The sequence below is a fragment of the Streptomyces pathocidini genome (assembly GCF_001418495.1).
In the GTDB taxonomy this organism is placed as follows: Bacteria; Actinomycetota; Actinomycetes; order Streptomycetales; family Streptomycetaceae; genus Streptomyces; species Streptomyces pathocidini.
The window spans coordinates 1-19,431 of record NZ_LIQY01000253.1 but is presented as its reverse complement, the minus strand read 5'-3'; the positions used below and the strand labels follow the sequence as shown (position 1 = coordinate 19,431).

Annotated in this window: 17 protein-coding genes and 1 pseudogene; 15 read left to right on the top strand and 3 right to left on the bottom strand. The window is 72.5% G+C overall.

Going from position 1 to position 19,431, the window contains the following annotated elements:
- Window positions 1-273: 273 nt before the first annotated feature.
- From AOK16_RS13770 to AOK16_RS13755, 4 genes are all read left to right on the top strand, one after another.
- On the top strand, window positions 274-921 hold the full coding sequence (locus AOK16_RS13770; protein ID WP_420865382.1) for an esterase/lipase family protein: 648 nt from the start codon (window positions 274-276) through the stop codon (window positions 919-921).
- Window positions 922-1,180: 259 nt separating this feature from the next.
- Window positions 1,181-2,254 carry a substrate-binding domain-containing protein gene (locus tag AOK16_RS13765; RefSeq protein ID WP_055472559.1) on the top strand — a complete coding sequence of 358 codons (1,074 nt, stop codon included), beginning with the start codon at window positions 1,181-1,183 and terminating at the stop codon, window positions 2,252-2,254.
- A gap of 166 nt (window positions 2,255-2,420) precedes the next feature.
- Window positions 2,421-3,380 carry a hydroxyacid dehydrogenase gene (locus tag AOK16_RS13760; protein ID WP_055472563.1) on the top strand — a complete coding sequence of 320 codons (960 nt, stop codon included), beginning with the start codon at window positions 2,421-2,423 and terminating at the stop codon, window positions 3,378-3,380.
- A gap of 66 nt (window positions 3,381-3,446) precedes the next feature.
- The gene (locus tag AOK16_RS13755) at window positions 3,447-5,579 is read left to right on the top strand and encodes an alpha-N-acetylglucosaminidase (protein WP_055472558.1); all 2,133 of its coding nucleotides are present in this window, start codon (window positions 3,447-3,449) and stop codon (window positions 5,577-5,579) included.
- A 114-nt stretch (window positions 5,580-5,693) separates the two neighbouring features.
- Here AOK16_RS13755 and AOK16_RS13750 read toward each other — a convergent pair whose 3' ends face one another.
- Window positions 5,694-6,416: a TMEM175 family protein gene (locus AOK16_RS13750; RefSeq protein ID WP_055472557.1), complete on the bottom strand. Its 723-nt coding sequence runs from the start codon at window positions 6,414-6,416 to the stop codon at window positions 5,694-5,696.
- Between the two features lie 186 nt (window positions 6,417-6,602).
- Here AOK16_RS13750 and AOK16_RS13745 point away from each other — a divergent pair, with 186 nt between their 5' ends.
- The 3 genes from AOK16_RS13745 to AOK16_RS13735 are packed head-to-tail and all read left to right on the top strand — an operon-like array spanning window position 6,603 to window position 8,946.
- The gene (locus AOK16_RS13745) at window positions 6,603-7,319 is read left to right on the top strand and encodes an ABC transporter permease (protein ID WP_055472562.1); all 717 of its coding nucleotides are present in this window, start codon (window positions 6,603-6,605) and stop codon (window positions 7,317-7,319) included.
- The gene (locus AOK16_RS13740) at window positions 7,316-7,990 is read left to right on the top strand and encodes an ABC transporter permease (RefSeq protein ID WP_055472556.1); all 675 of its coding nucleotides are present in this window, start codon (window positions 7,316-7,318) and stop codon (window positions 7,988-7,990) included. The genes AOK16_RS13745 and AOK16_RS13740 overlap by 4 nt, the downstream gene beginning before the upstream one ends.
- A gap of 20 nt (window positions 7,991-8,010) precedes the next feature.
- Entirely contained in the window at window positions 8,011-8,946 is a 936-nt protein-coding gene (locus tag AOK16_RS13735) for an ABC transporter substrate-binding protein (protein ID WP_240483554.1), read from the top strand.
- Between the two features lie 215 nt (window positions 8,947-9,161).
- Here the strand turns inward: AOK16_RS13735 and AOK16_RS13730 are convergent, their stop codons facing one another.
- Window positions 9,162-10,532, bottom strand: coding sequence for a helix-turn-helix domain-containing protein (locus AOK16_RS13730; protein WP_055472554.1), 1,371 nt, complete (start codon window positions 10,530-10,532; stop codon window positions 9,162-9,164).
- 149 nt (window positions 10,533-10,681) lie between these two features.
- On the opposite strand from AOK16_RS13730, the gene AOK16_RS13725 reads away from it, so the two are divergent.
- The 8 genes from AOK16_RS13725 (at window position 10,682) to AOK16_RS13695 (ending at window position 18,734) form a co-directional block, all read left to right on the top strand.
- Entirely contained in the window at window positions 10,682-11,980 is a 1,299-nt protein-coding gene (locus AOK16_RS13725; RefSeq protein ID WP_055472553.1) for an alpha/beta fold hydrolase, read from the top strand.
- Between the two features lie 156 nt (window positions 11,981-12,136).
- Window positions 12,137-13,492, top strand: a complete 1,356-nt coding sequence (locus AOK16_RS13720) for a M64 family metallopeptidase (protein ID WP_055472552.1) — start codon at window positions 12,137-12,139, stop codon at window positions 13,490-13,492.
- 173 nt (window positions 13,493-13,665) lie between these two features.
- Window positions 13,666-14,670 (top strand): NADPH:quinone oxidoreductase family protein, encoded by a 1,005-nt coding sequence (locus AOK16_RS13715; protein WP_055472551.1) that lies wholly within the window; start codon window positions 13,666-13,668, stop codon window positions 14,668-14,670.
- Complete coding sequence (locus tag AOK16_RS13710; RefSeq protein WP_055472550.1) at window positions 14,667-15,857, top strand: acyl-CoA dehydrogenase family protein; 1,191 nt, start codon at window positions 14,667-14,669, stop codon at window positions 15,855-15,857. The genes AOK16_RS13715 and AOK16_RS13710 overlap by 4 nt, the downstream gene beginning before the upstream one ends.
- Window positions 15,854-17,050, top strand: coding sequence for an acyl-CoA dehydrogenase family protein (locus AOK16_RS13705; RefSeq protein ID WP_055472549.1), 1,197 nt, complete (start codon window positions 15,854-15,856; stop codon window positions 17,048-17,050). The genes AOK16_RS13710 and AOK16_RS13705 overlap by 4 nt, the downstream gene beginning before the upstream one ends.
- 129 nt (window positions 17,051-17,179) lie before the next feature.
- A complete protein-coding gene (locus AOK16_RS27180; RefSeq protein WP_157859207.1) occupies window positions 17,180-17,329 on the top strand; it encodes an RICIN domain-containing protein in 150 nt (49 codons plus the stop codon).
- A 183-nt stretch (window positions 17,330-17,512) separates the two neighbouring features.
- A complete protein-coding gene (locus AOK16_RS13700) occupies window positions 17,513-18,424 on the top strand; it encodes a phosphatidylinositol-specific phospholipase C/glycerophosphodiester phosphodiesterase family protein (protein ID WP_055472548.1) in 912 nt (303 codons plus the stop codon).
- Between the two features lie 115 nt (window positions 18,425-18,539).
- Window positions 18,540-18,734: a hypothetical protein gene (locus AOK16_RS13695; protein WP_055472561.1), complete on the top strand. Its 195-nt coding sequence runs from the start codon at window positions 18,540-18,542 to the stop codon at window positions 18,732-18,734.
- A 344-nt stretch (window positions 18,735-19,078) separates the two neighbouring features.
- Here the strand turns inward: AOK16_RS13695 and AOK16_RS25570 are convergent.
- Window positions 19,079-19,431: pseudogene (locus tag AOK16_RS25570) on the bottom strand (enolase C-terminal domain-like protein); the annotation flags it as partial.

The following is a 19,431-nucleotide window of genomic DNA, read 5'->3' as shown; positions in this document are numbered from 1 at the left end:
CGTGTACGGAGCGGGGTGAGCATGCCCCGCTCAACCGCGAGGCCTACCTGCCGCGCGGGGTTGCGGAGGATGCCCGGGTTGGGGCGGACGGGTGAGGGCTGGGCGGTGAACGCGGGGCGAGCGTTGGCGATCGGGTCGGCCACGGGTCTGGTGATGTCGTCCCGGAGGCCGCAGGATTCCCGCAGTTGTCGTCGCCAAGCGAAGGGAACCCCCGTGCGCAGCAGATCTGTCGGGCTTGTCGCAGCCCTCCTCAGCGCCGTCACCGCGCTTGCTCTGTCCGCCGTCTCGACCGCCGCCGCCGTGGCCCGGCCCGCGCCGGCCGCGGTCGCCCACACCCCCGTCGTCTTCGTGCACGGCTACAACGCGGACCCGGGTGTGTGGGGCGCGCTGCGAGAGGACTTCGAGGCCGACGGGTACACCGACGCCGAGCTGTTCTCGTTCCGGTACGACACGAGCCAGTCGGTGAACGAGAAGATCGCGGGCGAGTTGGAGAGCTACGTCGAGGACGTGCTGGCGGAGACCGGGGCGGAGCAGGTCGACCTCGTGGGGCACTCGTTCGGGAGCCTGTCCATCCGCTGGTACGCGAAGTTCGGCGCGGGCAAGGACACCGTCGACCACCTGGTCTCGCTCGCCGGCCCCAACCACGGCACGAACTGGGCGTGGGCCTGCGCCTTTTGGGACCAGGCCTGCCGCGACATGACCCCCGGCTCGTATGTTCAGAAAAACCTGGCCGAGGGCGATGAGACGCCGGGCGACATCGCGTACGCGACCTTCTGGTCCGACTGCGACGAGATGATCAACCCGCACACCAGCGTGGAGCTCGACGGAGCCACCAACACCCAGACGGCCTGCCTTGCGCACAACGACCTGCTGAGCGACGAGGCCGTCTCCCAGCGCGTACGGGCCTTCATCTCCGGCTGAACCGCCGGCTGAACACCCGGCCGCTCACGGCTCATGCCCGCCGCGCCGGAATGGAGGCGGCGGGCATGACCAGGCTCGAACGAAATCAGGCGCTGGTACGCGGAGCCGCCGCCCTGATGTTGCGTGCCTCGCAGCGCGGGGATCCTCTCGGCTTGCCGAAACACCTTTGTATCCCGTCGTTCGAAAGGAAACTTTCGAAATCGAAGGTGAGACCGCTAAGGTGGTTCCGGCCCGGGTGTCAGCTGAGAGGAGCCGCATCGTGCATGCGGAGGAGAGGCAGCAGGCGATCCTGCGGCGCGTCCGCGAGGGAGGATCGATTCGGGTCACGGACTTCGCCGCCGAGCTGGGGGTCTCCCCGGTGACGATGCGCAAGGACGTGGAGGTCCTGGCCGAGCGCGGGCTGGTCGCCCGGGTGCACGGCGGCGCGATGCTGCCCGAGGACTGGGCGGAGACCGCGCCCGCCGCGTCGGCCGTTCCCGCGCAGGGCGGGCGGCCCCGGGCCATGGGCCTGATCGTGCCCTCCGCGAGCTACTACTACCCCGAGGTGATCAAGGGGGCCCGCGAGGCCGCGGCCGCCCGGGGGGTCCGGCTCACGCTCGGCGTCTCCGAATACCACGGGGAGGTCGAGCAGGCCCAGGCCCGGCAGATGATCGAGGACGGGGCCGAAGGGCTGCTGCTGGTCCCCTCGGAGACCGCCGGCGCAGCGGGCCGGGCGTGGTACGAGGAGCTGGATGTCCCCGTCGTCCTCATCGAGCGCCGCCCCGAACACGATGTCGCCGGCGCCGAGCACGTGGGCACGGACCACGCGTACGGCGCCCGCCTCGCCGTGCAGCACCTGCTGGGCATGGGCCGCCGGCGGGTCGCGCTGCTGATCCGGTCCAGTACCCCCACCTCCCCCTGGATCAGGGAGGGTTACTCCGGAGGCCTGCGCGCGGCCGGGCTCGACGGCCCCGATGCCGCCACCGTCATCGACCTCCCCGGCGAGTCGCCCGCCGATCCGGACCACGGCCGGCGGATGGAGGAGTTCCTCGACGCCGTGGAGGACGGGCGGATCGACGCCGCCATCGTGCACCCGGACAACGAGGCGCTCGTGCTGCTGCGCAGGCTGCGCGCCCGCTCGCTGTCCGTGCCCGGGGACGTGGCGCTCGTGTCGTACGACGACGAGGTGGCCGCGCTCGCGGACATCCCGCTGAGCGCCGTCGCTCCGTCAAAGCACGAAGTGGGCGCGGCCGCGGTGGAGTTGCTGGCGCTCCGGCTCGCCGAGCCCGGCCGGCCGCGCCGCCGTGTGGCCATCCTCCCCGAGCTGAGGGTGCGTTCATCGAGCACTTCATAACGACTTCTTCGTTTTGCTTTCGGAAAACCGTCTTCTCTATTGACTCCTCTCGGATCGGGTCGAATGATGTGGCCATCTCGCCGCACAGTCGGCCTGCATCTGAGGAGCAGACCGGCATGACCGCCGGAGCCGTCAAGTGACCCACCGCCCCCGCACCGTCCTCGCCATGGGGCCCGACGCCCGTGGGACCGTGCTCGGCGACGACGCCCTGAAGCGCCTGACCTCCGTGGCGACCGTGGACACCGGCGTCCTGGTCACCGACTTCGGCGACCCGGCGTACGCGGAGCAACTCGCCGCCGCCGAAGTCCTCTTCACCTGCTGGGGCTGCCCGCCCCTCACCGAGGAAGCGCTGAACCGCATGCCCGGGCTGCGGGCCGTCATCCACGCGGCCGGCTCGGTCAAGGGACATGTCACCGAGGCCGTCTGGAATCGGGGAATCCGGGTGACCACCGCCGCCGCGGCCAACGCCCTGCCGGTCGCCGAGTACACGGTCGCCGCGATCCTGAACGCCAACAAGCGGGTGCTGGGGACCTCCCTGGCCTACCGGCAGGCCCGTTGCCAGCTCAACCCGCTGCGACTCTTCCCGGACCTCGGCAACTACCGCCGCACCGTGGGCATCGTCGGCGCCTCCCGGATCGGCTCCCGGGTGATCGAGCTGCTCGCACCCTTCGACCTGGAACTGCTGGTCCACGACCCGTACCTGCCCGAAGGGCGGTCGGTGGACCTGGACGACCTCGTGCGCCGCAGCGACGTGGTCTCGATCCACGCCCCCGAACTCCCCGAGACCCGGCACATGTTCAACCGTGAAAGACTTGCGCTGCTCGCCGACGGAGCCACCCTGATCAACACGGCGCGCGGCAGCCTGGTCGACACCGAGGCGCTGACCGCGGAACTGGTCAGCGGCCGCATCCACGCCGTACTGGACGTCACGGAGCCGGAGGTGCTCCCGGCCGACTCACCGCTGTACGACCTGCCCAACGTCCTGCTCACTCCGCACGTCGCTGGGTCCCTCGGCCGTGAGCTGGGCAGGCTGGCCGAGTATGCGATCGACGAAGTCGAGCGCTACGCCCGCGGCCTGCCGCTCGTCCACGAGGTCCATCCGTCGGCCCTGAGCCGCTCGGCCTGACCGCACGCCGGGAAGCCGCCTCCGGCCAACACCCCGTACCGTTTCGAACACCCGGGAGATCCCCCCATGGACCGGCACGACGACTCGACGCCCCTTACCACGCTCGAAGACGGCCCGGGGACCGGGCCGGCCCGCGGGGCGGTCGACCGGCTGGCCGGCCGGTTCGCCGGGGCGGTGGCGCTGCGGCTGGCCGAAGCGGCGGACGGTGCCGACACGTTCACCCTCTCCACCGAGCGCGACCGCGTTCTCATCGCGGGCTCCAGCCAGGTGGCGCTGGTCAGCGGCTTCAACTGGTACCTGCAGCACTGCGCCCACGGGCACGTCTCCCGCACCGGCGACCACATCCCCGACCAGGCACCGCGGCCCGCTGCCCCGACCACCCGGACATCGCCCTACCAGGACCGCTACGCGTACAACTTCACCGTCAACGGCTACACCTCGCCGTACTGGACCTGGCCCGAGTGGGAGCGCGAACTCGACCTGATCGCGGCCTCCGGCGTCACCATGGCGCTGGTGACCACCGGCCTCGAACAGGTGTGGCTCGACACCTTCGTCCGGTTCGGCTACGAGCGCGAGGAGCTCCGCCGCTGGCTCAGCTCGCTCTCCCTGCAACCGTGGCAGTGGATGGGCAACATCAGCGGCGTCGGCCCCGCCCCCACCCGGCACCAGCTCGACCGGCGGGTGGAGCTGGGCCGCAGGATCCTCTCCCGCATGCGGGAACTCGGCATCACCCCGGTGCTCCCCGGCTACGCGGGCCTGGTTCCGGACTGCTTCGCCGAGCGCAACCCGTCCGCCCACGTGGTCCCGCAGGGCATGTGGGGGCCGTTCGACCGGCCGGGCTGGCTGGCCACCGACACCGAGCTGTACGGGAGCGTGGCCGCCGCCTACTACCGGGCGCAGCGGGAGCTGTTCGGCACCGAGCCCTGCCAGGCGGTCGACCTGCTGCACGAGGGCGGCGCACCCGGCGACACCGACATCGCGGCCGCCTCGGCGGGTGTGCGGGACGCGCTGCGCGCGGCGTTCGGCGACGACCACCGCTGGGTGATCCAGGCCTGGGGCGAGAACCCCCGCCCGGAGACCCTGGCCGCCGCGGACCGCTCCCACCTCCTCGTACTCGACCTGGGAACCGAGCACAAGGAGAAGTGGAAGGAGGGCGAGGCATTCTCCGGAGCCGACTGGGCACTGGGCACCCTGGCCAACGTCGGCGACCGCAACGGCCTGTTCGGGGACGTCGGCGACCTGCTGCGGCGCGTTCCGGCCGCACGCCAGGACCCCGCCGCCGGCAACCTCACCGGCCTTGCGCTGATGCTGGAAGGAGTGCAGAACCAGTCACTGATCCAGACCGCGCTCTCCGACCTGGTGTGGGAGAGCGAGCCGGTCGACGCCGACGACTGGATCGCCGGTTACGTCACCGCCCGCTACGGCGAGGCCGAGCCGCACGCCCTGCGCGCCTGGCGGCTGCTGCTGGCCTCGGCGTACGGCAGTTGGGAGGACTGGCCCTCGGGCGCGGACTCGCTCTTCAACGCCAACCCGAGCCTGACCGCCACGCAGGCCTCTCCGTTCGCACCGAAGAGCCTGACCTACGATCCGGCCGAAGTGCGGCGCGCGCTGGAGGAGTTGTGCGCCGCGGCACCCCGCCTCGGGGGCGTCGAGACATTCCGCTACGACCTGGTCGACACCGCCCGGCAGGTCCTGGTCAACCGCGCCCGCGTCCTGCTGCCGCAGCTGGAGCGGGCGTTCACCGCCGAGGAATCCGACACCTTCGCGACCCTGGCCGCCGCCTTCCTGGACACGCTCCGGCTCACCGACTCGGTCCTGGCGACGCACGAGGCCTTCCGCCTGGAGCCGTGGCTACGGCAGGCGGAACGCTGGGGCACCACCGCGGACGAGCGGGCGGCCCTGCGTGCGGACGCGGCCCGGCTGGTCACGGTCTGGGGCGACCGCCCCTCCCCGGACTGGGTGGAGAACTACGCCAACCGCGACTGGTCCGGCCTCCTGAAGACCCTGTACCTGCCGCGCTGGCAGACGTACCTCGACGCCCTGACCGAGGCGCTGCGCACCGGCGAGGCCGCCCCGGACTCCGACTGGTACGCGATGTCCGCGGCGTGGGCGGCCAATCCGCCTGCCGGCGGCGCCGCCGCCGAAGGCGACCCGATCGAGGCGGCCCGCCGGGTCGTGGCCGAGGCCTCGCGCTGGTGAGCCCGCCCGGGCGAGGAGTGGAGCGGGCACGGGGACGGCTGAGGCCGGGGCTCATCCAGCGGCTGAGACCCGGGCCCATCCAGCGGGCTCCGATGTCCTCCGCCCACCGAAAGGCTAGGCCCTCCGCCCGCCGGAGAGCCGGCTGAGTGGGCCCTCGCGCAGGCCCTCGCTGGTGACCGCGTGATAGATGATCATGATCGCGATGCAGGCAAGGCCTACCACCGGACTGATGAACCAGCCCGTGAGGCCGCAGATCCCGTACAGCACCAGCCCCGTCAAGGGGCGTACGCGCTGGGCGTGGAAGTACGCGGGCGAAGTGCCCGGTTCGAGCAGGTACGGGTGATCGCGCAGATAGGTGAAGACCACCCACCACGGTGCCGACATCACCGCCGCCGCCAGCGCGTACAGCGTCACAGCTACCCGCTCGTCCCGGACGCTGTGCCCCTCCGCGAACGTGTCGGCCAGAACGGCGGTGGGGAACGGGATGATCACCACGCCCAGCAGGATCGCCAGATTGATCCACCGCAGCGGCGCGTCCATGCGGCCGATCCGCCGGAACAGAGCGTGGTGGTTGAGCCAGAGGACGCCGATGTAGAGGAAGGAGAGTAGGAAGGCCACGTACGACGGCCACTGGTGCAGCAGGCCCGCCAGCAGGCCGCCGGGCTCGTGTTCGGGACTGGTCAGTTCCAGCACGAGGAGGGTGATGACGATGGCGAACACCCCGTCGCTGAACGCCTCTACCCGGCCCGTGTCCGAGATCCGGATGTCGGTCCCGGAGCCCGGTCGGCCGTCCTCGGGATGCGGCTGGACGCCCTCGTGATCCGGTCGCTCGACCACGGCTGCCCACCTCCGCCAGCTCGTCTCTCCGCCCTCGGGCCTCCCGCCCCAGGATTGGGCCGCGCCGGCAGCGGCGCATCAGGACGGCTCGCGCGCGGGCCACCGATCAGGTGAACAGGACGCGCGTGCGCCCCCGCCCGCGGCTGCAATGGGGAGGTGACCGCGCCCACGTCCCCGTACGAGTCCATGTCCCCGTACGAGCTCACCTCCCCGTACGAGCCCGTCCCGCCGGACGACTGCCTCGCGCGCAACGACTGGGTCTGCGGCGAGTATCTGACCACCCGCCACCAGCTGCTCACCGACGCCACCCTCGAGCACCTCCAGCTGACCGGCCTGTCCGTGCTCCTCGGGCTCGTGCTCGCCGTGCCGCTCGCGCTCCTCGCCCGGCGCAAGCGGTGGGCCGCCGGTCCCGTGCTCGGGGTGACGACCATCCTCTACACGATCCCCTCGCTGGCGATGTTCTCGCTGCTCCTGCCCGTCTACGGGCTCTCGGCCTCCGTCGTCATCGCCGGGCTCGTGCTGTACTCGCTCACGCTGCTGGTCCGCAACATCCTCGCCGGACTCCAGGGCGTGCCCGCCGACGCCCGCGAGGCGGCGCGCGGCATGGGATACGGGCCGCTGCGGCTGCTGCTCGCCGTCGAGCTGCCGCTCGCACTGCCCGCCGTCATGGCGGGGCTGCGGATCGCGACCGTGTCCGCCGTCTCCCTCGCGACGGTCGGCGCGATCGTCGGATACGGGGGCCTGGGCAACCTCATCTACTCCGGCATGAACTCGTTCTTCAAGGCCCAGGTGCTCACCGCCTCCGTCCTGTGCGTCCTCATCGCGATCGCCGCCGACCTGCTCCTGCTCGGGGTGCAGCGGCTGCTCACCCCCTGGGAGCGGGCCCGGAGGGCGGCCCGGTGAACGCCGTGGTCGAGTCCTGGGACTGGCTCACCAACGGCGCCAACTGGACGGGTGAGAACGGTGTCTGGCACCGGCTGGCCGAGCACCTCCACCTCACCGCCGTCTGCCTCGGCCTCAGCTGCCTGATCGCCCTGCCCGTCGCGCTCGTCCTCGGCCACCTGGGGAAGGGCGGCGCCCTGGCGGTCAACCTGTCGAACGTCGGCCGCGCCGTCCCCACCTTCGCCGTCCTCGTGCTGCTCCTGCTCACACCCATCGGCGGTTACGGGGACTGGTCGGTGGTCATCGCCCTGGTGCTGTTCGCGATCCCGCCGCTGCTCACCAACGCGTACGTCGGCATGCGCGGCGTCGACCCCGACGTCGTACAGGCCGCGCAAGGCATGGGGATGACCGGGCGGCAGCTGCTGCTCGGCGTCGAACTGCCGCTCGCGCTGCCGCTGGTGATGACCGGGGTGCGGATCGCCGCCGTGCAGTTGGTTGCCACCGCGACGATCGCCGCGCTCGCCGGGGGCGGCGGGCTCGGGCGGATCATCACGGCCGGGTTCAACCTCGCCAGCACGCCGCAGGTCGTCGCGGGCGCGGTGCTGGTGGCGGTGTTCGCGCTGCTGGTGGAGGGGGTGTTCGTGGGCGCGCGGCGGCTGTCGCCCGCGTGGCTCCGGGGCAGGATGGGATGAGAGCGCCGGGGCAGGACGGGATGAGACGGGTCCTCCTCCCGCTCCCCGCGCTGGCCGTGCTCGCCGGCTGTGCCACCGGGCCTGCACTGGAGAAGCAGGGTGAGGTCACCGGCTCGCCCGGCGACAGCCGTCACCTGGCCATCGGCTCGGCGGGGTTCACCGAGAGCGAGCTGCTGGCGCAGATGTACGCGCTGCTGCTGAACCGCGCGGGCTACAGCACCGAGATCCTGACCGTCGGCAACCGCGAGCTGTACGAACCGGCGCTGGAGCGCGGGCAGGTCGATGTCGTACCGGAGTACGCGGCCACCTTCGCCGACTGGCTCAACGCCAAGGAGCACGGGGCCGACGCGCCGCCCGTCGCCTCGCCCGACCGCGACGCCACCGTCGCGGCCCTGCGCGGGCTCGCGGCCCCGCGCGGCCTGACCGTCCTCCCGGCAGGGAAGGCCGTGGATCAGAACGCGTTCGCGGTGACCCGCAAGTACGCCGCCGAGCACCGCCTCAGGACACTGTCCGACCTGGGAGAGTCGGGGCTTCCGGTGCGGCTCGCGGCGGGGGACGAGTGCGTGGAGCGGCCGTACTGCGAACCGGGGCTGAGGAAGACGTACGGGATCGACATCACCGCCGTGGACCCCAAGGGGGTGGGGACCACCCAGGCCAAGCAGGCGGTGAAGGCGGGCCAGGACCAGATGGTGCTGACCACCACCACGGACGGGACGCTCCCCGACTTCGGCTTGGTCCTCCTCGCCGACGACAAGCACCTGCAGAACGCGGACTCCATCGTCCCGGTGGTCAACCGCCGCCGCGCGGGTGCGGCACCGGTGGCGAAGGCTCTGAACAAACTGAACGCCGTCCTGACCACCAAAGACCTGGCCGACCTCAACGAACAGGTCGACAGCTGGCGCCGCCTTCCCGCGCAGGTGGCGCGGTCGTACCTGAGGTCCAAGCACCTCATCTGAGGCGGAGCGGGGTCGCCGTTGGTTCGGCACCCGCCGGTCTCCACCACGGTGGCCGCTGGCCGCTGCGGTGGCGAATTCCCACCACCGAGCTTCCCCACCACCGAGCTTCCCTGCCACCGAGGCTTCCTGCCACCGCGACGGCGAGACGCCGAACCGCGGAACCCGGCGGTGACGAACCGGCCGTAACGCGGAACCCGTCCGCTGTACAACGCCCGTCAGAACACCGGCTGGGCCGGGGCCGGGCCCAGGGTCGTGGTGCCGGGGGCCGAGCGGTGGCCCAGGCCGGTGCGGTAGGCGTCCAGGGCCGCGTCGATGCGGCCCTCGCGGCGCAGCAGATCCCCCAGCAGGCGGCAGATGTCCGCCAAGTCCCCCGCCGCGCCGGAATGTTCGAGGAGGGACAGCGCCTGGCAGTAGTGGCGCTCGGCGTCCTCCGTCGCGCCGTCCTCCTGGGCGATGATCCCCAGCAGCCGGTGCGCCCCCGCCGCGTGGACCGCCCCGCGCTCCGGCCCGAGACCCGCGCCGAGCGCGTCCAGCGTGCCGGCCAGCAGGCACGCCGCCTCCTCGCGCCGCTCCAACCGCCGCAGTACGTCGGCCAGTTCCACATCAACCTGCGCGGTGAACAGCTGTGCGCGCTGCGCGGCCAGCATGTCCCGCGCGGTGCGCAGCTCCGTCTCCGCCGAGGCCAGGTCGCCGTCCTGCGCGCGGGCGTACCCCCGCATCCAGTGGCAGTGCGCCAGCTCGGTGCGGATGTGCAGTTGCCGGTACAGCTCCTGGGCCTTCGACAGCGAGGCGTCCGCCTCCGCCGACCGCCCCTCGGCGATCATGGCGCGGGCCACCCCCCGGTGCATCCGGGCCACCAGCTCCGGGTCGCGCACGCTCGGCGCGAGGGAGAGCGCCAGCTCGGCGCTCTGCGCGGCGCGCGCGTAGGCGCCCATGTCCATGTACGGGGCGATGGCCGCGCTGTGCAGCAGCACCAGGGCGTCCGGGTCGTCGAGCCCGCCCCGGCTCAGCTCGTCGATCGCCGACTCCAACAGGTAGCAGGCGTAGCGCAGTTCACCGGCGAGCAGGTAGGACACGGCCCGGCCCCGTACGGCCGCGGCGCGGCGCGGCGGCGGCGCCTGCGCCAGCAGCCGCTCGGCCGCCGTGAAGCTGTCCCGGGCCTCGGTCAGCTCGCCGAGGTCCAGGGCGCAGTCGCCGAGCGCGACCAGCGTGTCCGCCCGCTCCTCGTCGAGCCCGTTCTCCTCGGCGGTGGGCAGCAGCTCGCGCAGCTGCTCCGCCGCCCGCGCGGCCTCGCCCGCCCCGAGCAGCTGGCGCGCGTCGGTCAGCCGCAGCCGCAGCTCGGTGGCGAGGCCGGTCGGACGGCCGGTGGCCAGCTCGTCGGGGCTGACGCCGAGCCGCCCCGCGAGGTAGCGCAGCGCGGTCTCGGAGGGGCGGACCTTGCCCGACTCCAGGGTCGAGATGTACGCGGCGGTGTACTCCGGCTCCGCCAACTGGCGCTGTGTCATGCCCTGTTCGGTGCGCAGCCGCTGGACGCGCCGCCCGATGCCGTCGTCGTACGGTGCGCGCGCGGCGCTCCTGGTCCCCATGAGCGTTGCCCCCTGAACAGGCTGCCGGTCCCTGGCCGAACCGGCAGCCCCCTGGCTTGATACCGCAAGTAACTGTAGTTAACGATGTTCTTGACCGCCATGGGGGGAACCGACTGAGCCATGGCGGACGAAACCGAACAGGAGCGCACTTGAGCACGTACCGCCAGCCCGGCCTGGTGCTGACCGACCACTCCTTCGAGGTCCCGCTCGACCACGCGGACCCCGGCGGCGAGCGGATCCGACTCTACGCGCGCGAGGTGGTCGCGCCCGCGAACGCGGACAGGGAACTGCCCTGGCTGCTCTACCTGGAGGGCGGTCCCGGCTTCGGCGCCCGCCGCCCGGTGGGCGCCACCGACTGGCTCGAACGGGCCCTGAAGGAGTACCGCGTACTCCTTCTCGACCAGCGTGGCACCGGCCGCTCCACCCCTGCCAACCGGCAGACTCTGCCGCTGCGCGGCGGCCCGCGCGAGCAGGCCGACTACCTCGCCCACTTCCGGGCCGACGCGATCGTGCGGGACTGCGAGTGGATCAGGCCCCGGCTGACCGGCGGCGCGCCCTGGACCGTGCTCGGCCAGAGCTTCGGCGGCTTCTGCGCGGTGCACTACCTCTCCACCGCCCCCGAGGCGCTGGACACCGCCCTGATCACCGGCGGGCTGCCCTCGCTCGGCGCGCGGGCGGACGAGGTCTACCGCGCCGCGTACCCGCGCGTGGAGCGCAAGGTCCGCGCCCACTACGCCCGTTATCCGCAGGATGCCGAGACCGCCCGGGACATCGTCGCCCACCTGCGCGAGCAGGAGGTCGAGCTGCCCGGCGGCCACCGCTTCACCGTCGAGGCCTTCCAGTCCCTCGGGCACCCGCTCGGCTCGAGCGACGGCTCGCACCGGCTGCACTACCTCCTGGAGCACGCCTTCGTCCGCACCCCCGCGGGCCCCCGGCTCTCGGACACCTTCCTCGAAGGCGCCCGCGCCCTGCTCTCGTACGCACCCATGCCGCTCTACGCGCTGCTGCACGAGGCGATCTACGCCCAGGGCGGCACGGCCACCGCCTGGGCCGCCGAGCGGGTGCGCGCCGAGTTCCCGCAGTTCGACGCCGAGGTGGCCGTCGACAAGGGCGAACCGCCGCTGTTCACGGGCGAGATGGTCTACCCGTGGATGCTCGACGCGGACCCGGCGCTGCGCCCGCTGCGCGAGACCGCGGAGCTGCTCGCCGAGCGAACCGGCTGGACCCCGCTGTACGACCCGGCGCGGCTCGCCGCGAACGAGGTGCCGGTCGCGGCGGCCGTCTACCACGACGACATGTACGTGGACGCCGGCCACGCCCTGGACACCGCCCGCACCATCCGGGGCCTGCGCACCTGGGTCACCGACGAGTTCGAGCACGACGGGCTGCGGCTGAGCGGCACCCGGGTGCTGGACCGGCTGCTGGCGCAGACCCGTGGTGAGGCCTGAGACGCCTGGGATTCCTGGCATTTCAGTTTTCTGACGTTTCGTCAATTCACCTGTTCTCCCTGCCCATTGCTCCGCGGCATCCCCCGCCCCTAGGTTGGCTCGCTGATCATGCGCCTCCGGGCGCATCGGCAGCAGCCCCCACGGGAGGACACCGCAGTGCACATAGGCAGAGTCGGCGCGGCGGCCGGAGTCACCCTGGCCGCCCTCCTCGCCGCCACAGCGATCGGCACCACCACCGTCGCGGCCGCCCCGGACTCCGGAGTGGCCGCGACGCCCGTGCGGGGGAGTGCGGCGGACGGCCCCGGAACCCGTCACGTCGAGTACTTCTCCTCGCCGACCGCCCACCCCCGGCACGTCGAGATCCCGGCCGCCGCGCCCGCGCGCCTGGCGGCCGCCCGTACGGAGTCGGCCCGCGACGGCGAGGTGACCCCGGTCGTCGAGAACGGGCCGAGCGCCGACAGGCTCGACATCGTGGTCGTCGGCGACGGCTACACCGAGGCGGAGCTGGCGCGGTTCCGCGTCGACGCCAAGGAGAAGTGGCAGGACATCACCGGCGTCGAGCCGTACACCACCTACCAGGACCTGTTCAACGTATGGGCGGTGGACGCCGTTTCGGCCGAGTCCGGCGTCTCCGGCGACCCATCCCGGGACGTGGTCAGGGACACCGCCCTCGGCTCGTCCTTCTGGTGCGGCGACATCGAGCGGCTGCTGTGCGTGGACACGGACAAGGTCGACTCCTACGCGGCCGAGGCGCCGGAGGCCGACCTCGTCCTCGTCGTGGCCAACACCGCCAAGTACGGCGGCGCGGGCTACAACGACGTGTCCTCCGAGCTGGGCTACGACGGCATCGCCACGGTCGCGGGCGGCAACGAGCTGTCCGGGCAGATCGCGGTGCACGAGACCGGTCACTCGCTCGGCAGACTCGCCGACGAGTACACCTACGCCGACTACGGGCGGTACACCGGCTCCGAACCCGGCGCCGCCAACTCCACGACGTACACGGCCGGACAACTCGCCGACCGGCAGGCCAAGTGGTACCGCTGGCTCGGCGAGCCGACCCCCGACGGCGGCACCATCGGCGCGTACGAGGGCAGCGGCTACTACCCGCAGGGCCTGTACCGGCCGAGCGAGAACTCGATCATGCGCACGCTGGGGCGGGAGTTCAGCACCGTCGGGCGCGAGGCCATGATCGCGGGCTTCTACCGGCACGCGAAGCCGCTCGCCGGCGTGACGGGAACCCAGCGCACCCTGACCCGGGACGACCGCGCCACGGTCGCCGTGCCCCGGCTCACCGGTGACGCCCGGCCCATCGCGCCGCGCTGGTACCTCGACGGCAAGGAGATCGGCGCCCTGCGCGGGGAGTCGAGCGTGTTCGTCCGTCAGCTCGGCCTGGACCGCAACGGCCGCACCCACCGGCTCACCGCCACCGCCCTCGACCCGACGGCAGCCGTCCGCGACCCCGCGTTGCGCGCCTTGCTGAAGGCCTCGCGCACCTGGGCGGTACGCGGCTGACCCGGCGGGTTGCGATGAGGTCCCGTGCTTCGTTCGTTGCTTCATGCTTTCTCTACACCGCTCGGCCGAGATGGGTTCCACACTGCTCGGGCGAGATGGGTTCCACGCCCGCCGAGCGACCGCTTAGTATGCGACGAGCGCGGAACCCTACCCCTGGTTGCGGAGGCCACCCGATGAAGGCATGGCGTGTGCACGAGAACGGCGAACCCCGCGAGGTGATGCGCCTCGACGAGGTGCCCGATCCCGCCGCCGGGCCCGGGCAGCTGCTGCTGCGGGTGCGCGCGGCGAACGTCAACTTCCCGGACGCGCTGCTGTGCCGCGGCCACTACCAGGTGCGCCCGCCGCTGCCCTTCACCCCGGGCGTCGAGATCTGTGGCGAGGTCGTGGCGGCGGGGGAAGGGGCGGGCATCGGGATCGGTGTGCGCGTCCTCGCCCAACCTCCGCTGCCGGGCGGCGGTTTCGCGGAGTACGCGGTGGCCGACGCCGCCGCCGTACGGCCCGCGCCCGAGGCGCTCGACGACGCCGAGGCCGCCGCCCTGCACATCGGCTACCAGACCGGCTGGTTCGGCCTGCACCGCAGGGCCCGCCTCCAGGCGGGGGAGACCCTGCTGGTGCACGCTGCGGCGGGCGGCGTCGGCAGCGCCGCCGTCCAGCTCGGCAAGGCCGCGGGCGCCACCGTCATCGGCGTCGTCGGCGGCGAGGACAAGGCACGCACGGCCCGCGAGCTGGGCTGCGACCTGGTCGTCGACCGGCGCTCCGAGGACATCGTGGCGGCGGTCAAGGAGGCCACCGGCGGTCGTGGCGCGGACGTGGTCTACGACCCGGTGGGCGGGGACGCCTACACCAAGTCGGCCAAGTGCGTAGCCTTCGAGGGCCGGATCCTCGTTGTCGGCTTCGCGAGCGGAGCGATCCCCAGCCCCGCCCTCAACCACGCGCTGGTGAAGAACTACGCGATCCTCGGCCTGCACTGGGGCCTCTACAACACCCACGACCCGGCCGCGGTCCGCGCCTGCCACGAGGAGCTGACCGAGTTCGCCGCACAGGGCGTGATCAAGCCGCTGGTCAGCGAGCGGGCGCCGCTCGACGGGGCGGCCGACGCGGTGCAGCGGGTCGCCGACGGGACCACGACCGGCCGCGTCGTGGTGACGCCCGGCCTTCGGAAGGGAGCCGCCCGATGACCGGCATCGACGCCGCGGAACTGCGCCGCCGGGTCACCGAACTGCTCGCCGCGCACGACCCCGCCACCACCGACCGTACGGCCTTCCTCCAGGCCCGCTTCGACGCCGGGCTCGCCTGGGTGCACTTCCCCGCCGGGCTCGGCGGACTCGACGCACCGCGGGCCCTCCAGGCCGTGGTGGACGCCGAGTTGGAGGCCGCGGGAGCGCCCGACAACGACCCCCGCCGCATCGGCATCGGCCTCGGCATGGCCGCGCCCACCATCCTCCGCTACGGCACCGAGGAGCAGAAGCGGCGCTTCCTGCGCCCGCTGTGGCTGGGCGAGGAGGTGTGGTGCCAGCTGTTCAGCGAGCCCGGCGCGGGCTCGGACCTGGCCGCCCTCGCCACCCGAGCCGTGCGCGACAGCCGGGGGGACTGGGTGGTCGACGGGCAGAAGGTGTGGACCTCCTCCGCGCATCTCGCCCGCTGGGCCATCCTCATCGCCCGCACCGACCCGGATGTGCCCAAGCACCGCGGGATCACGTACTTCGTGTGCGACATGACCGCCCCGGGCGTGGAGGTGCGCCCGCTTCGGCAGATCACCGGTGAGGCCGAGTTCAACGAGGTGTTCCTGACCGGGGTCCGCATCCCCGACAACCACCGGCTCGGCGAGGTCGGCGACGGCTGGCGGGTCGCCCAGACCACGCTGATGAACGAACGCGTCGCCATCGGCGGCGGGCGCGTACCGCGCGAGGGCGGGCTCATCGGGCTGGTCGCCGAGACCTGGCGCGAGCGTCCCGAGCTGCGCCGCCACGCCCTGCACCAGCGGCTGCTGGAACTGTGGGCCGAGGCGGAGGCCGCCCGGCTCGCCGGGGAGCGGTTGCGGCAGCAGCTGGTCGCCGGCCACCCCGGGCCCGAGGGCTCGGCGATGAAGCTGGCCTTCGCCCGTCTCAACCAGGAGATCAGCGGGCTGGAGGTCGAACTCCTCGCCGAGGACGGCCTGCTGTACGACGACTGGACGATGCGCCGCCCCGAGCACGTCGACTTCGCCGGGCGGGAGGCGGGCTACCGCTATCTGCGTGCCAAGGGCAACTCCATCGAGGGCGGCACCTCCGAGGTCCTCCTCAACATCGTCGCCGAACGCGTCCTGGGCCTGCCGTCCGAGCCGCGCACCGACAAGGACATCCCGTGGAAGGAGCTGGCCCGATGACGGTCGAGGTGACGGGAGCCGCGGCAGTGGGGGAGCGGGCGTCCGACCCCGACCTGCTGTACTCGGAGGCCGAAGAGGATCTGCGCGCCGCCGTACGATCGCTGCTCGCGGCCCGCGCCGAACCGGCCGCGATCCTGGGCCGGATCGAGACCGGCGACCCCTACGACCCGGCGCTGTGGCGGGCGCTGGCCACCGACATGGGGACCGCCGGGCTGCTCGTGCCGGAGAAGCTGGGCGGGCAGGGGGCGAGCGCCCGCGAGGCGGCCGTCGTCCTGGAGGAACTGGGCCGGGCCGCGGTGCCGGCGCCGTATCTGACGAGCGCGGTGCTCGTGGTCGAGACGCTGCTCGGCTGCGAACCCGAAGCATCCGAAGAACCCGAAGCACCCGAAGTCGCCCGGCTGCTCGCTTCGTTCGCGTCCGGGCGGACGGTGGGGGCACTGGCGCTGCCCCTGCCGACAGGACCGGGGTCGGCGCTCGCCTGCGAGGTCCGGGTCGCTGCCGACGGGACGCTGGAGGGCGGGGCCCGTCGGGTCGCAGACGCGGCCGGCGCCCACACCCTGCTGATCCCGGCCCGGGGCCCGGAGGGAGTCGAGCTCTACGCGGTGGACACCTCCGCCGCGGGCGTGACCGTCTCGCCGCTGGTGTCCCTGGACCTGACGCGACCGCTCGCGGACGTGGCCTTCGCCGGGGTCCGGGGTCGGCGGCTGGCGGGTCCGGGCGTGGCCGAGGCGGCCGTACGGCGGGCCCTGCTGGCCGGTGCCGGACTGCTGGCCTCGGAGCAACTCGGCGTCGCCGAGTGGTGCTTGTCCGAGACGGTCCGCCACATGGGCGAGCGCAAGCAGTTCAACCGGCCGGTCGGTTCCTTCCAGGCGCTCAAACACCGGCTGGCCCGGTTGTGGCTCGACATCGTCTCGGCACGGGCCACGGCCCGGTACGCGGCCGACGCGCTCGCGAGCGGCAGCGCGGACGCGCCCGTGGCGGTGGCCGTCGCCCAGTCCGCCTGCTCGAAGGCGGCGGTCCGGGCCGCGGAGGAGTGCGTGCAGCTGCACGGCGGCATCGGCATGACATGGGAGCACCCGGCCCACCTCTATCTGAAGCGCGCCAAGGCCGACGAGATCGCGCTGGGCACCCCGAGCCACCACCGCGAGATCCTGGCCGAACTGGTCAACCTTCCCTCCCCCACGGCGGGTTGAGAACTCCCGGCATGGCCACGGGCGGATTGCGAGCGCCTGCCCGTGGCCGCGCCGGGAAGTCCATGGGGTCCGGCGCGGATAGTCCATGCCGAGTGGGCACTGTCGCGGCCCACTCTGTCGGACAGCTTCATGGCCAGAAGCTGCGCCTCGGACGGCACCGTCCACGCGCTGTTCACGTGCATGACCGTCAGCGGCGGTGGCACCGCGGACGGCACCAGGCTGGAGATCCGCACGTGCGGCAGCGGCAGCGCGAGCCAGCAGCGGAGCTTCCCGGCCTGACCGGGTCCCCGGCCGCGGACCGCACGCCCCAAACCGGCCATCCCGGGCGCCGGTTGACGCAAAACGGCAGGTGAAGGGGGAACGAAAGCCCGCGCAACTCTTGCGCCGGGCAGTATGGGCGGGTGGCGGTGTGTCGATACTCATCACGTAACGCCACCTGCCGTCCCCACGGGAGTCCCCACCATGTCCCGACCCAGTCGCCGCACCCTTGTCACCTCGCTCGGTGGCGCCATGGCAGGGAGCTTCGCGAGCCCGCCGCGCGCCTGGTCGGCGCAGCCCCCGGCGGCCGAAGCCCCAACCTCCTCCGCCGCCGCGGCCGTCGCAGCCCTCGGCACGACACCGCTCCGCCGCGCCCACGCCCACAACGACTACGAGCACGAGCGGCCCCTCGCCGACGCGCTCTCCCACGGATTCACCAGCGTCGAGGCCGACATCTGGCTCATCGGTGGCCAACTCCTCGTGGGCCACGACCTGGAGGATCTGACCCCCGAGCGCACCCTCGAAGCGCTCTACCTCGACCCGCTGGTCGCCCGCGTCCGCGCCAACGGCGGCTGGGTCCACCGGGGCCACCGCATCCCGCTCCAACTCCTCATCGACCTCAAGAACACCGGCGAGGAGACCTACCTCGAACTCGACCGCAGGTTGCGGCCCTACCGTCGGATGCTCACCTCGGCGGCGGACGGCCGGGTCCGCACCGGCGCGGTCACCCCCGTCATCTCGGGCGAGCGAGCGGCCCGCGCCCCCATGGAAGCCCAGCGACTGCGGTACGCCTTCTACGACGGTCGCCTGGAAGACCTCGGCACGGGTGTCCCCGTCTCCTTCCTCCCGCTCGTCAGCGCCAATTGGACCTCCGTCTTCACCTGGCAGGGACTCGGCCCCATGCCCGCCGCGGAGCGTGCCGAGCTGCGTGAGATCGTCTCGGCCGCGCACCGCGACCGGCAGCGCGTCCGCTTCTGGGCGACACCCGACACGCCGGGCCAGGCCCGCGAAGCGGTGTGGCAGGAACTCCTCTCGGCCGACGTCGATCACATCAACACCGATGACCTGGCAGGACTTCAGCGCTTCCTGACCGCCTACGACCGCGGCAGGGCGTAACAGGGAGTCAACACCCGTTCGGCGGACGCCCGAACGGCCGGGACGGGGCGCGCGATACGCCACACTCGGGGCGATCGCCGCTTCGTCTGCGCGGCCCGGGAGGTTGTTCTTCGCCATGGCCATTTCGATTTCAGTGGTCCTCTTGCTCGTGATCCTGACTCTTGTGTTCATTCGCAGTGGATCGTTGAAGTTCACCCACGCCTTGGTCTGCACGCTGCTGGGCTTCTGCCTGGCCGGTTCGAGCCTCGCCCCGACCTTGTCGAACGGCATCGCGGCCACCGCGGACGTCGTCAGCAGCGTCCGCCCCTGACGCCGGTGGTCACAGCGCTTTGCGCTCCACGGAGTTGACGGAGTGACGAGGCCGCTCGCCACCGCCGTGCTCCGGTACCGCGCCAGCGCGACCGCGATGGCCGCGATCACGCCCACCACCGACAGGCCGACCAACCCGGCCCGCGTGCTGCCCGTCGCGTCGGCGATGATGCCGAAAGCGGTCGGGGAGACGAAACCGTCCAGGTTTCCAGCGAGTTGGTCTTGCTTCGTTCGTTGCTTCATACTTTTTCTACACCGCTCGGGCGGAAGAGGTTCCCAAGTGACGGAGCACCCGCCGACCGCGGTCGGCGGGTGCTCGCCAGGGTCAGGCGGCGCTCTCCGGGATCACCAGCGCGGGACGGCGGGAGTGGCCCACTCCGGGTCGGCCTTGCGCATCGCCGCGGCGTCGTCGCGGTCGCGCATCGTGCCGTCGTCCACCAACCACCGCTTGTGCAGGGCGGCGAGGGCGTCGCGGTCGAGTTCGACGCCGAGTCCCGGGGCGTCCGAGACCGGCAGGCGGCCGTCTCGGAAGGTGTGGCGGCGCGTGATGACGTCCTCGGTCTGCCACGGGTAGTGGCTGTCGCAGGCGTAGTCGAGGTAGACGGGGTGCCGATTACGATCAGCACATGTCCGACCCCGCAGGCGTACGCGAGGTGAAGTCGGCGGCGAGCACCTCCAGCAGGTCGACGGTGCGCGCC